The sequence below is a fragment of the Clostridium neonatale genome, from assembly GCF_001458595.1.
GTDB lineage: Bacteria > Bacillota > Clostridia > Clostridiales > Clostridiaceae > Clostridium > Clostridium neonatale.
Genome location: NZ_LN890324.1, coordinates 1 through 14,572 on the forward strand (window position 1 = coordinate 1; position 14,572 = coordinate 14,572).

The window sequence follows — 14,572 nt, forward strand, 5'->3', positions numbered from 1 at the left end:
CCGCCGCTAATCCGTTTCCCGAAGGAAACTTCATCGCTCGACTTGCATGTGTTAGGCACGCCGCCAGCGTTCGTCCTGAGCCAGGATCAAACTCTCAATAAAAAGTTTAATCTTTGCTCTTACTCTAATAAAAGAATTGCTGGTTTACTAATTGTTTATTATATTCTGTTCAATTTTCAAAGATCATCATAGCGCTCTCTCGACCGCTTTATTATAATAACATCATTAATTCTTATTGTCAACATTTATTTTTTAATTTTTTAAATGTTTTGAATTAACTTTTGTTTCTTTGTTTTGCGCTTCCGCAACAACGAATATTATATTAACATGTTTTTTTAACTATTCAATTCTAAATTTATCAATACAATCAATTTATCAATGATATATATCATTTTTTCTTTATTTTTCTTTATTTTTCATATTGAGATACGCTTGGAATAGTTGTATTTATATAAATGTAAATATACATCATTTGATCAATATAAATACATTTAACTTATACAAATATTTTCAGAATTAATATATAATTATGTTTTAATATATATTAATTTTTATCGATTATATATAATAGAGAAACTATTTATAATTAACATGGTGCATATTAATATAAATAATGTAATTTAAGGAGATTTTAAAATGAATAAAAAAATATCTTATTTAATACTTTGTATGACACTAACTATATTAGTTGGCTGTAACGCCGATAATACTAATTCAAATAATAGCAATTCGACAGAGAAAAATATTTTGAGTTCAACTTCTGGCTCTAATGATTCTGAAAAAGACTCTTCATCAAAGATAGAATTAACTGATGATCTTAGTTATTATTCTCCTTTTATCTTCAACGGAACAGATTTAATTTTTTCTAATCCCGAAGAAAATAATAGAATCTCTATAATTCCAGACCCTATAAAACCAAATGTTTTAGAAAGTAAACTTATAACTGATTTCGCTGATTACTCAGCAGATAACATAGCATTAATCAAAGACACTCTATACTTTTCAAATGGATCAGAAAATAATTCTTTATGTTCTATAGATATTAATACTAAAGATTATACAAAAATAAATACTCACTCTATTAACAATCTTACTAATTATAAAGACAAACTAGTATATACTAATAAATCTTCAAATAATAGATTATTTGTATTCGATACTAGCTCTTCAGAAACATATCAAGTTACTTCTGATAGCGTTGGATATTTTATTATAAATAACAATTATATTATTTATCAAAACCTTAGTGATAATTCTAAAATCTATTCTATTAAAATTGATGGATCAGAAAGACAAAAACTTACTGATTATACATCTAGTAGTTTTACAAGCTATGATAATGAATTATTATTCTTTAATTCATCTGATAATAATAACTTATACTCCTTTGATCCTTCCACTTCAAATTGTAAGAGACTTTGTATAATGAATGGTTCTCAAATCCAAAATATAAATAATTCATTATATTTTATTAATCAGGATGATTATAATTACATATATTCTATGACTTTAGATTTAGAAAAAGGCTCTGTTAAGTATTCACCAGAAATTAAAGAAAATGTAAATAAATATTATGCTACTGCTGCAGGTATTTTTTATGAATCATCTCTCAATGTTAATAATATTAAATTCAAAGAATTTCAATCTAAATAAGAAAAAGTGTACTCAAACTTCAGTAGTTATTGAGTACACTTTTTCTTTCTATAATGAATTAACTATTTCTTTAAACACATTACCTCTTGCCATAAAATTAGGGAACATATCAAAAGAAGCACACGCAGGCGATAATGTTACTATATCTCCTGATCTAGCAATTTTTTTTGCCACATCAACGGCTTCATCTAGGGAAGAAACTGTCTTTATATCAACTTTTATTCCTTTTTCTTTCTCAAGTTTATCAAAAACCAATTTAATTTTATCTTTAGTTTTTCCTAAAAGTATCAATGTTTTTATATAAGGATATCCTTCATAAGCTAATGGTTCAAATGGTATGTTTTTATCATATCCACCTGCAATTAATATAACTTTTTCATTAAAAGCTTTAACCCCAGCTAATGTTCTTGTAGGGCTAGATGCTATTGAATCATTATAATACTTAACGCCATCAATTTCTCTTACAAGCTCGCACCTATGTTCTACTCCCGCAAAAGTTTGAGCAATTTTTTTCATAGTCTCTATGCTTACATCATCTTTAGTTGCAATAAATGCTGCTAAATAATTTTCAACATTATGAACTCCCTTAATTATAATATCATCTCTATCACAAACTTCTTTCCCTTCAAGATAAAGAATATTATCTTTTAAATATGCACCATCTTTAATTACTCTTTTAGAACTAAATTCTCTTACTTTGCCTTTTGCTTCTTTTTCAAACGAATAAGTTATATCATTTTCTCTATTAACAACTAAAACATCATCATCATTTTGATATAAGAAAATATTCTTTTTCGAATCTATATATTCTTGCATATCTTTATGCATATCTAAGTGATTTGGTGCTAGGTTAGTACAAATAGCTACATTTATTTTTTCATGCATTGTCATAAGCTGAAAACTTGATAATTCCAAAACTACTTTGTCATCATCTTTTATATTTTCTATTTGTGCAAATAAAGGAGTTCCTATATTGCCTCCAACCCAAGTTTTATATCCCTCTTCTTCTAATAACTTAGACACTATAGTTGTAGTTGTAGTCTTTCCATCGCTACCAGTTATGGCATATATTTTTCCTTTAGTATATTTAACAAATTCCTCCATCTCAGATGTTACATATGCACCTTCGTTTTTAGCTCTCACCAAAGCTTCACTGTCTATTCTCATTGATGGCGTTTTAAATATCACATCAAATCCTGTTAAATTATCTAAATAGTGTTCTCCAAGCTCTAAAGTTACTCCTTTTTTACTAAACTCATCTGCTACGTTTCCAAGATCTTCTTTATTCTTTTTATCAAAAGCTGTTACTTTTGCCCCTAGATCTAATAAAAAGTTTATCAAAGGGATGTTGCTCACACCAATACCAACCACCCCTACATTTTTACCACATATAAAATCTTTAAACTCTTTGAAATCCCTTTTCATTTTTTGCCTCCAAAATTTATATTAATATATAACGTTAAATTTAATTATATCACTCTAATCATCAGCATACCATATTAATACATCTTTATAAATTATGAACTATAATTTATTTTGTAATCGCTATATTATAAATAAAAAGTTGTTTTAGAATACTATTTTCATTCTAAAACAACTTTTTAATCATTAAAATTCTAAACTTTTTTGAATATAATTTTCTAATTCGCTTATTTTTATTCTTTCTTGAGTCATAGTATCTCTATCTCTAATAGTAACTGATTCATCTTCTAATGTATCAAAATCAATTGTTACGCAGTATGGAGTACCTACTTCATCTTGTCTTCTATATCTCTTCCCTATACTTCCTGTTTCATCAAAGTCAACACTAAACTTCTTACTTAATTCAGTATATATATCTAACGCCTTATCAGAAAGCTTTTTAGATAAAGGCAATATAGCAGCTTTAAACGGTGCTAAAGCTGGATGTAAATGCATTACCGTTCTAACATCTCCACCTTCTAATTCTTCTTCATCATACGCTTCTACTAAAAATGCTAAAGCAACTCTATCGGCACCTAATGATGGCTCGATAACATATGGAATATATCTTTCATTTGTAACTTGATCCAAGTAAGTTAAATCTTGACCAGAATGTTCTTGATGCTTATTTAAATCATAATCAGTTCTATCAGCTATACCCCAAAGTTCTCCCCAGCCAAATGGGAATAAATATTCTATATCAGATGTTGCATTTGAATAGAATGATAACTCTTCTTCTCCGTGATCTCTCATTCTTAAGCTTTTAGGATTAATATTTAAATTAAGTAGGAAATTCCAACAATAATCTTTCCAGTATTTATGCCACTCTAAATCTGTTCCTGGCTTACAGAAAAATTCCAATTCCATTTGTTCAAATTCTCTTATTCTAAAAATAAAATTACCAGGAGTGATTTCATTTCTAAAAGATTTACCTATCTGAGCTATACCAAATGGCACTTTTTTTCTTGAAGTTCTTTGAACAGCTTTAAAGTTAACAAAAATACCTTGTGCTGTTTCCGGTCTTAAGAATATTTCTGCTTTCGCATCCTCAGTAACTCCTTGGAAAGTCTTAAACATAAGATTAAACTTTCTTATATCTGTATAGTTCATCTTTCCACATTTAGGACACACTATATTATTCTTTTCAATATATTCTTTCAATTGTTTATTAGACCATCCATCAGCACTAGCTACTTCAGCTCCATTTTCCGTCATATGATCTTCAACTAATTTATCTGCTCTAAATCTAGCTTTACATTCTTTACAGTCCATCAATGGATCTGAAAATCCTCCAACGTGACCTGATGCAACCCAAACTTCTCTATTCATTAATATAGCAGAATCTAAGCCTACATTATAAGGACTCTCTTGAACAAATTTTTTCCACCAAGCTTTTTTTACATTATTTTTAAACTCTACTCCTAATGGACCATAATCCCAAGAATTCGCCAAGCCACCATATATATCAGATCCTGGAAATACGAATCCTCTGTTCTTACAAAGCGCTACGATTTTATCCATTGTCTTTTCTACTGCCATTATTATCCCTCCAAATATTTTATTATAAAATAAAAAAGCTCTAACCATAAAGGGACGAAATTATTATTCCGCGGTTCCACCCTTCTTGGCTAAAGCCCAACTTTCAAAACATTACACTCAAAAGCTCCATTCATTTTAAATTATTAATGATTTTCACCTACCATCATCTCTCTTTAAATGAATTTAAAATTACTCTTCTTTCTCAACATGTATATTAAATTTTATAAATTAATTTTATCAAAATACCCATATATGTCAAGTTCAATTATCATTATATAATACATTCAATAATAGAGTAAAAAAATATAAAAAAAATGGCTCCGCGAAGAGGACTCGAACCTCCAACCTATCGGTTAACAGCCGAGTGCTCCACCATTGAGCTATCGCGGAACGTCATTACTTTTATTATTATAACAGATTTTTTAGATTATGCAACCTTTTTTTTATTTAAATTTTTTATATAGCAAATTGAATTCAATATATCTTATTTATAGAATTAATAGTTAATATTTGAACTATAAAAATAAGAAGCTATTATATACAATAACTTCTTCACGCTTTCTTATAAAAACTTATTTAATAATAAAAAAATGGCTCCGCGAAGAGGACTCGAACCTCCAACCTATCGGTTAACAGCCGAGTGCTCCACCATTGAGCTATCGCGGAACGTCATTACCTTTATTATTATAACAGGTTTTCTTAATTATGCAACCCTTTTATACTAAAATTAAATATTTAAAGTCTTTTTCTTTTAAATCCTATATATGTCTTTCAAGTAACATTATTATATATGATAAATTACAATATTAAGCCCATACTAGTTAACTACAAAAAAACAAGCAGCATGAACAAGTTCATGTTAAATTAATATTTGACTAGGAAATCATTTTATAGAACCTGACTCATGATCTATAAACATATTACTATAAACTGACTACTACAGTTTATTGCAAAAAAGCAAATTAAAATGAAAATGATCTTATTATAAATTTTTTCATAATAAATTTGATTTTTTACTATAACGCAATTATATACTTATATATTAAATATACTCTAAAATAATAGCTCAAGGAAATCTCTTGGACTCACAGCCATATTAAAAGTATTTAACACACGGCAAAATTATTGCTAAACTTAACTTGTTAATTCATAACATTATAAAAAGAAGTTATCATAAAATATCCTCAAAAATATCTTATGATAACTTCTTTATTTTCAAATAAAAAAATGGCTCCGCGAAGAGGACTCGAACCTCCAACCTATCGGTTAACAGCCGAGTGCTCCACCATTGAGCTATCGCGGAACGTCATTACTTTTATTATTATAACAGGTTTTCTTAATTATGCAACCCTTTTTATAATATTTTTCACAATTTATTTTATCAAAATATTATATTTCATCTTAAACAAATAAAAACCAGGCACAAATACATACTTTATGCCTAGCTTTCTATATAATCTATTACTTTTGTGGCTTCATTGTAGGGAATAAAATAACATCTCTAATTGATGCTGAATCTGTAAGGAACATTATTAATCTGTCTATTCCAATTCCTAATCCTCCAGTTGGTGGCATACCAGTTTCTAAGGCGCTCATGAATTGTTCATCTAACATGTACGCTTCATCATCACCAAGTTCTCTTTCTTTAGCTTGTTGTTCAAATCTTTCTCTTTGAACAATTGGATCATTCAATTCTGAATAAGCATTACAAAGCTCTCTACCAAATACAAAACCTTCAAATCTTTCTGTGAATGCTGGATTGCCTCTTTTTTTCTTAGTTAAAGGTGATATTTCTACTGGATAATCCATAACAAATGTAGGTTGAATCATATTAGCTTCACCAAACTCTTCATATAAAGCATTTAATACTTCACCCTTTGTTACCTTATCTAAAGGCTTAGAGAATTCTAGATTTTTTTCTTTAGCTATAGATTGTGCTTCTTCATCTGATTTTATTTCATTGAAATCCACACCCGCATGTTCTTTAACTACGTCTACCATTGTCACTCTTCTCCAAGGCGGCATGAAGTCTATTTCAGTACCTTGATAATTAACTTTAGTAGTACCATTTACTTTTTCACATATATACGCAACCATATTCTCAGTAATTTCCATCATATCATTATAATCTGCATATGCTTCATATAACTCTATAGCAGTGAATTCCGGATTATGTCTGACCGACATTCCTTCATTTCTAAAGTTTCTTCCAATTTCATACACTTTTTCAAATCCAGCCACTATTAATCTCTTAAGGTATAGCTCTGTAGCAATTCTTAAATACATATCAATATCTAAAGTATTATGATGAGTTATAAATGGTTTAGCAGCAGCTCCACCAGCAATTGGTGCAAGTATAGGAGTTTCTACTTCTAAGAAACCTTTATTATCTAGGAATTCTCTCATTGCTGATATTATTTTACTTCTCTTAATAAAAGTATCTTTAACTTCTGAATTAGTTATTATATCAACTTCTCTTTGTCTATATCTTAAATCCGGATCTTTTAATCCATGCCATTTTTCTGGTAATGGTTTTAATGATTTACATATTAATTCAAAAGAACTTACCTTTACAGATACTTCTCCAGTCTTAGTTGTGAATACTTCACCTGTAGCTGAAACCCAATCACCTAAATCTAAGCTTTTATATTGTTTTAGGTTTTCTTCTCCAACCATATCAATCTTTATAAATAATTGCATTTTTCCATCTTTATCATATATATCTGAGAATACAACCTTACCTTGACCTCTCTTAGACATAATTCTTCCTGCAACTGTTACTTCTTTGCCTTCTAATGATTCATAGTTAGCTTTAACTTCTTCTGATGTATGAGTACGTTCTACTTTGTAAACATCAAACGGATCTTTACCTTCTCTTTGTAATTCTGCTAGCTTCTCTCTTCTTAGGGCTTCTTGCTCACTAAATTGAGCTTCCAGCTCTTGTATACTCATTTCTTCTGTTGACATCATTGTCCCTCCATTTTTAACTTCTACTTATTTCTAATATTTCAAATTTATTCACTCCATCCGGAATTACTACTTCAACAATTTCTCCAACTTTTTTTCCTATTAAAGCTTTTCCAACAGGAGATTCATTTGATATCTTAAAATTCATAGGATCTGCTTCAGCTGAACCTACAATTGTATATTCTACATCTTCATCAAATTCATAATCTTTTACTTTTACTTTTGAGCCTACTGACACCATATCATTAGGTATTTCTGATTCATCAACAACTACTGCATTTTTTAACATAGCTTCTAACTGAACTATTCTTCCCTCAACAAAAGCCTGATCATTTTTAGCTTCATCATATTCTGAGTTTTCACTTAAATCTCCATATCCTAAAGCAACTTTTATTTTTTCAGTAATTTCTTTTCTTCTAACTGTTTTTAAATATTCTAGCTCGTTTTCTAATTTTTTTACACCTTCATATGTCATAACATATTGTTTTGATTCGCTCATATATTTGACTCCCCTTTAGAACCTTATTTTTTAATATTAATATAATATACTTAATATAATTATTTTTATACTAAGAATTATTAATTTGTAAATTTATTCAAACCATTTATTCAAAAGATTATATGTGAATATAATTAAACTCATTTACAGATATCGATTAAATAGTTTATCTTGAAATCATTCTAATAATTATAAATCAGCATATATGATATGTCAATAAATCCTAATTCAAATACTATAATTCATTTCTATATTCTCTTAAAATTTCTATGACTTGATTACTATCATCCAAAACATTTATTTTATTTCGTATTTCTGTGCATTTAGGAAGACCTTTTATATACCAAGATGCATGTTTTCTCATTTCTCTAACAGCTTTATAATTACCATCATATTTGATAGCTAGCTCATAGTGTCTTATACACATATCCAACTTTTCTCTGTTTGTAATTTCTTTTATTCCTTCACCTTTTAACGCACTTAATATTTGTTTAAATATCCAAGGATTTCCTTGACTCGCTCTGGCAATCATTATTCCATCACAATTAGTAAGTTCTTTCATCCTCATTGCATCTTCTGGAGTACAAACATCTCCATTCCCTATAACCGGTATGCTAACACTTTGCTTTACTTTCTTAATTATTTCCCAATCAGCTACACCTTGATACATTTGCTTGCTAGTTCTTCCGTGTATCGCAATTGCATCTATTCCAGCTTGTTCCATACCCTTTGCAAAATCTACAGCATTTACATTATCTTCATCAAACCCTTTTCTGAATTTTACTGTGACAGGTTTATTAGATACTTTCTTTATTTCCCTAACAATCTCAAATGCCAAATCAGGTTCTTTCAGTAATGCTGATCCTTCTCCATTCTTTACAATTTTAGGAGCTGGACACCCCATATTTATATCTATAATACAAATATCATCTCTTTCATTTAGGTGTTCCTCACAAATTTGAGCCATAATTTTAGGGTCTCTTCCGAAGATTTGAGCTGCAACTGGTTTTTCTTCATCTGCAATTCTAAGAAGAGATTTCGTATTTTCACTTCCATAATATAATGCTTTTGCACTTACCATTTCAGTGTAAACTAAGCCACATCCCATTTCTTTGCATAACCCTCTAAATGATATATCAGTAACTCCAGCCATAGGAGCTAAGAATACATTATTATCAAGAGTAACATTGCCTATTTTCATTTAAATTTACTCCTTATTTTTTTCATATAAAATTTTTAGTCCTTCTAAGGTTAAATCCGAATCAACTATATCTATAAAATCTGTCTGTTTAGCTATAAGATTAGCTAAACCTCCTGTAGCTATTACAAGCGGTTCTTCTTTATTCTTAGAATTCTTAATCTCTTCTTTCATTTTTTTAACTATATATTCAACTTGCCCAATATAGCCAAATAAAATTCCCGCTTGCATACTAGTTACCGTACTCTTGCATATTATAGTTTTAGGTACTTCTAATTCTACTCTTGGAAGCTTTGCTGCCCTCTCAAATAGTGCATCTGCTGAAATCCTAATACCCGGACATATACATCCGCCTAAATAATCTCCATTTTTTCTTAGAGCACAAAAAGTAGTTGCAGTACCAAAATCTATTATTATAGCAGACTTCTTATATATTTCATGTGCAGCAACTGCATTTACTATTCTGTCAGCTCCAACTTCTTTGGGATTATCATATTTTATATTTATTCCTGTCTTTATTCCTGGACCAACTATTATCGGTTCATGACAAAAACATTTTCTAAGCATATTTTCTAAAGAATGCATTATGTTAGGAACAACAGATGAAACAATAACACCCTTTATTTCCTTAGGATCAATTTCACTCACATTAAATAATTGCATAACTTGTATGCTATATTCATCTGAAGTCTTATTTCCATCACTAGAAATACGCCAACTAGCTATGTATTCTTGACCATTATGTACTCCTAAAACAATATTAGTATTTCCCACATCCACTAGTAAAATCACCAAAAGCACCACCTTTATAAAATTAAATTAAAAGCAGCCCAAAGAGCTGCCTTAATTTAAATCCATTCCAAAATAACAATATAATTTTAACAATTCTCATATATTTGTCAAGAGCTTATAATACAAATACTTCTAAAATAATCCTATTATTTCCCCATCTTTTAAAACATCCATTTTATTAGCTGCTGGTACTTTTGGTAATCCTGGCATAGTCATAATATCACCAGTTAACGCTACTATAAATCCTGCGCCATTTGATACTTTTATTTCTTTAACTGTAATAGTAAAGTTTTCAGCTCTTCCTAGCAAATTAGGGTTATCTGATAATGAATATTGTGTTTTAGCCATACAAATAGGTAATTTATCTAATTTAAATGCTTCTAACTCTTTTATTTGTTTTTTTGCTGCTGGTGTATAGTTAACTCCATCAGCACCATAAATTTCTTTAGCTATAGTTAATATTTTTTCTTCTATTGTAGCTTTTTCATCATAAATTGGAGCAAAATTTAACTTATCATTTTCTAAAATATCTATAACTATGTTTCCTAGCTCAATTCCACCTTCTCCACCTTTAGCCCACACATCGGATAAAGCTACCTTTACACCCAGTTTATCACAGTAATCTTTTATAAACTTAACTTCTTCATCACTATCAGTGACAAATTTATTTATTGCAACTACTGCATCTACATTAAATTTCTTAATATTTTCAATTTGTTTTTCTAGGTTTGATATTCCTTTTGATAAAGCTTCAACATTTGGAGTATTTAAATCTGCTTTTGCTACTCCCCCATGATGCTTTAAAGCTCTAATAGTAGCAACTATTACAACACAAGATGGCTTTAATCCACCATATCTACATTTTATGTCAAAGAATTTTTCTGCACCTAAATCAGCACCAAATCCTGCTTCTGTAATAGCAATATCTCCAAGCTTCAATGCTAGCTTTGTTGCCATAATAGAATTACATCCATGTGCAATATTAGCAAATGGTCCACCATGTATTAACGCAGGTGTATTTTCTAACGTTTGTACTAGATTAGGTTTTATAGCATCCTTCATTAATAGTGCCATCGCTCCTTGTACATTCAATTGCTTTGCATATACAGGACATCCATCTAAATCATATCCTATAACTATATTCCCCATTCTTTCTTTTAAATCTTCCAAATCTTTAGATAGACATAATATAGCCATTATTTCTGATGCCACAGTTATTGTGAACCCATCTTCTCTAACAAATCCATTAACTTTTCCACCCATTCCAACAACTATATTTCTAAGAGCTCTATCATTCATATCAATAACTCTTTTAAAAGTTATCCTTCTTGAATCTATTCTTAATTGGTTTCCTTGATGGATATGATTATCTATAGCTGCTGATAATAAGTTATTAGCTGATGTTATTGCATGCATATCTCCTGTAAAATGAAGATTTATGTCTTCCATTGGGACTACTTGAGCATATCCACCGCCTGCTGCCCCACCTTTTATTCCAAAAACAGGCCCAAGAGAAGGTTCTCTTAAAGCTATAACTGCTTTTTTACCTAATTTATTAAGCGCCTGCCCTAATCCAACGGTTACAGTTGATTTTCCTTCACCTGCTGGTGTTGGGTTTATAGCTGTTACTAAAACTAATTTTCCATCTTTTTTATCTACAACTTTATTATATACATCTAAAGATATTTTACATTTATATTTCCCATAATACTCGATATCATCTTCACAAAGACCTAAGCCTTCAGCAATCTCTTTTATTGGTTTCATCTTTGCTTCTTGAGCAATTTGTATATCACTTTTCATTTAATCTTTCCCCCTAAAATTTATATATTAAAATAAATTCTTCTATCACAAATTCAATATATATTATATCATCCAAAATAATCTATTAAAAGTTATTTCGAATATTTATTTGTGTTTTTAACCTATCATTCGTATTTTGTCATAAGCAATATTATTATATATAGATATTTCTTCGGAAATAAAAAAATATGTATCCAATAAAATTAAAGTTTAATAATTTTATATAGATACATATTTATACTACACTATATTAACTATTTGCAAAAATTTCTTCAAATTCCTTTGCATCTAATTTTTCTTTTTCAATCAATGCTTGTGCAACTGCATGTAATTTATTTAGATTATTGCTTAATAAATCAATAGCCTTATTATATGCTTCATCAATTGTTTTCTTAATTTCCTTATCTATTTTAGCTCCTAATTCTTCACTGAAGTTTCTTCCTTTGCCGATATCTCTTCCCAAGAATACTTCATCTTGACCCGCATTATATGATATAGTTCCTATAACATCACTCATACCATATTCCATTATCATACTTCTTGCTATATTACTTGCTCTATCTATATCATTTTTAGCGCCAGTGCTGATATCTCCCATTATTAATTTTTCAGCAACTCTTCCACCTAAAAGCCCTACCATTTCATCCTTTAATTTATTTTTAGATGTATACGAAGTATCTTCTTTAGGTAGATGCATCGTATATCCGCCAGCTCTACCTCTTGGTATTATACTAATTTCATGAACAGGATCACAATTAGGAAGTAATCTCATAACAACTGCATGCCCTGCTTCATGATAAGCTGTTAGCTTTTTATCATGCTCTGTTATAACTTTACTCTTTTTTTCCGGTCCTGCAATCACTCTAGTAATCGCTTCTTCCATTTCGTCCATAGATATTTGTTTTCTATCTTTTCTAACCGCAAGTAGGGCAGCCTCATTAGCCAGATTTTCTAAATCTGCTCCAGAAAATCCTGGTGTTCTCTTTGCTAAAACATCTAACTTTACACTTTCTTCAAGAGGTTTTTTCTTAGTATGAACCTTAAGTATTTCTTCTCTTCCTTTTACATCTGGTGCTCCTACAACAATTTGCCTATCGAATCTTCCAGGTCTAAGCAATGCTGGGTCTAATATATCAGGTCTATTAGTTGCAGCTATCATAATAATTCCTTCATTTACACCAAATCCATCCATTTCAACTAGTAACTGATTCAATGTTTGTTCTCTTTCATCATGCCCACCACCAAGACCAGCTCCTCTTTGTCTACCTACAGCATCAATTTCATCTATAAACACTATACAAGGAGAGTTCTTTTTAGCTTCTTCAAATAAACTTCTAACTCTAGATGCTCCAACACCAACAAACATTTCAACGAAATCCGAACCTGATATGCTAAAAAATGGTACACCCGCTTCACCTGCGATCGCTTTGGCAAGTAAAGTCTTTCCTGTCCCTGGAGGTCCAACTAAAAGAACTCCCTTTGGTATTCTTGCTCCCATTTGAATATATCTTGAAGGTTGTTTAAGAAAATCAACAATTTCCTCTAATTCTGCTTTTTCCTCATCTGCTCCTGCCACATCAGAAAAAGTAACAGTTTGGCTTTCTGGAGTTACCATTTTTGCCTTACTCTTTCCAAAATTCATAACACCTCTGCCACTTCCACCGCCTTGGGACTGCTGAGTAAATATGAAGAAAAACATGAAAATTACTATAGCTAATAAAACAAATGGTAGCAATGTTGCCAGCCATGTTGCATTATTAGATGGTGCTCTAAACTCAACTATAACATTTGGATTTTTATGATTTTCCATCAAAGATGTAAGTAGTTCATCAGGCGCATAAGTACTAAATTTTTTATTATCTTTCGTTTTTCCTTCTATTTTATTATTTTCTACAACAATGCTATCTATTTCATCCGCATTCCACTTTTGTGAAAATATATTAAACGGTATATCTGTAGATGGTTTCCCTGTTTCCCACATCATAACAGCAGCTAAAAATAACATTATTGCACATACAGTCCATACAGCTGTGCTCGAATATTTTTTCATTCAAGCCCCCCCTCTCTATTACTTCTAAATTTTATCATAGGGAATTTCTCATTACAACATTTTACATTATTACTTTTCATATACCTCTGGCTTCAATATTCCTATATAAGGTAAATTTCTATACCTCTCAGCATAATCTATTCCATATCCAACAATAAATGCATCTGGAACTTCAAATCCTATATACTTAACATCTAACTCAACTTTTCTTCTAGCTGGTTTATTTAACAATGAAACTATTTCTATGCTATTAGCTTTTCTTGCTTTAAGATATCCAAGTAAATACTTTAATGTTGTTCCTGTATCTACAATATCCTCAACTATTAATATATCCTTTCCCTCAATATTACTGTCTAAATCTTTAAGTATTCTTACTACTCCTGATGTTTCTGTAGAATTACCATAACTAGATACTGCCATAAAATCTATCTCACATTGAATTGAAATATTTTTTATTAGTTCAGCTGCAAATATGACTGATCCTTTTAATATCCCAACAACGACTAAGTCTTTACCTTTATAGTCTTCACTAATTTTCTCAGCTAATTCTCTAACCTTTTCTGATAATGTATCACTTGAAAATAATACTTCTTTAATATCTTCCTTCATC

The 14,572-nt window shown here is 30.0% G+C and carries 10 protein-coding genes, 3 tRNA genes, 1 rRNA gene and 1 other annotated feature; of the genes, 1 reads left to right on the plus strand and 13 read right to left on the minus strand.

Annotated features, from left to right (window positions below; all coding sequences use genetic code 11):
• Window positions 1–102, minus strand: a 16S ribosomal RNA gene (locus tag BN2920_RS00445); the annotation flags it as partial.
• A 534-nt stretch (window positions 103–636) separates the two neighbouring features.
• Between BN2920_RS00445 and BN2920_RS00450 the strand changes: the two genes are divergently transcribed.
• Window positions 637–1,653 (plus strand): DUF5050 domain-containing protein, encoded by a 1,017-nt coding sequence (locus tag BN2920_RS00450; protein ID WP_058293107.1) that lies wholly within the window; start codon window positions 637–639, stop codon window positions 1,651–1,653.
• 48 nt (window positions 1,654–1,701) lie between these two features.
• Here BN2920_RS00450 and murD read toward each other — a convergent pair whose 3' ends face one another.
• The 12 genes from murD to hpt all read right to left on the minus strand — a co-directional run bounded on the left by murD (window position 1,702) and on the right by hpt (window position 14,571).
• A complete protein-coding gene (gene murD / locus BN2920_RS00455) occupies window positions 1,702–3,078 on the minus strand; it encodes a UDP-N-acetylmuramoyl-L-alanine--D-glutamate ligase (RefSeq protein ID WP_058293108.1) in 1,377 nt (458 codons plus the stop codon).
• A 183-nt stretch (window positions 3,079–3,261) separates the two neighbouring features.
• Complete coding sequence (locus BN2920_RS00460) at window positions 3,262–4,653, minus strand: glycine--tRNA ligase (RefSeq protein WP_058293109.1); 1,392 nt, start codon at window positions 4,651–4,653, stop codon at window positions 3,262–3,264.
• A 47-nt stretch (window positions 4,654–4,700) separates the two neighbouring features.
• Window positions 4,701–4,868 (minus strand) — a binding site (T-box leader).
• A gap of 100 nt (window positions 4,869–4,968) precedes the next feature.
• Window positions 4,969–5,043: transfer RNA gene (locus tag BN2920_RS00465), tRNA-Asn, on the minus strand.
• A gap of 201 nt (window positions 5,044–5,244) precedes the next feature.
• Window positions 5,245–5,319: transfer RNA gene (locus BN2920_RS00470), tRNA-Asn, on the minus strand.
• Window positions 5,320–5,881: 562 nt separating this feature from the next.
• Window positions 5,882–5,956, minus strand: a tRNA-Asn gene (locus tag BN2920_RS00475).
• A 158-nt stretch (window positions 5,957–6,114) separates the two neighbouring features.
• Entirely contained in the window at window positions 6,115–7,620 is a 1,506-nt protein-coding gene (gene lysS / locus BN2920_RS00480; protein WP_058293110.1) for a lysine--tRNA ligase, read from the minus strand.
• Between the two features lie 16 nt (window positions 7,621–7,636).
• Window positions 7,637–8,119, minus strand: coding sequence for a transcription elongation factor GreA (gene greA / locus BN2920_RS00485; protein ID WP_058293111.1), 483 nt, complete (start codon window positions 8,117–8,119; stop codon window positions 7,637–7,639).
• 235 nt (window positions 8,120–8,354) lie between these two features.
• Entirely contained in the window at window positions 8,355–9,320 is a 966-nt protein-coding gene (gene dusB, locus BN2920_RS00490) for a tRNA dihydrouridine synthase DusB (RefSeq protein WP_058293112.1), read from the minus strand.
• A gap of 6 nt (window positions 9,321–9,326) precedes the next feature.
• Complete coding sequence (locus BN2920_RS00495; RefSeq protein ID WP_058293113.1) at window positions 9,327–10,109, minus strand: type III pantothenate kinase; 783 nt, start codon at window positions 10,107–10,109, stop codon at window positions 9,327–9,329.
• Between the two features lie 132 nt (window positions 10,110–10,241).
• On the minus strand, window positions 10,242–11,912 hold the full coding sequence (locus BN2920_RS00500; RefSeq protein ID WP_058293114.1) for a formate--tetrahydrofolate ligase: 1,671 nt from the start codon (window positions 11,910–11,912) through the stop codon (window positions 10,242–10,244).
• A 250-nt stretch (window positions 11,913–12,162) separates the two neighbouring features.
• Window positions 12,163–13,962, minus strand: coding sequence for an ATP-dependent zinc metalloprotease FtsH (gene ftsH / locus BN2920_RS00505; protein WP_058293115.1), 1,800 nt, complete (start codon window positions 13,960–13,962; stop codon window positions 12,163–12,165).
• Window positions 13,963–14,031: 69 nt separating this feature from the next.
• Window positions 14,032–14,571 (minus strand): hypoxanthine phosphoribosyltransferase, encoded by a 540-nt coding sequence (gene hpt / locus BN2920_RS00510; RefSeq protein ID WP_058293116.1) that lies wholly within the window; start codon window positions 14,569–14,571, stop codon window positions 14,032–14,034.
• Window position 14,572: the final 1 nt, after the last annotated feature.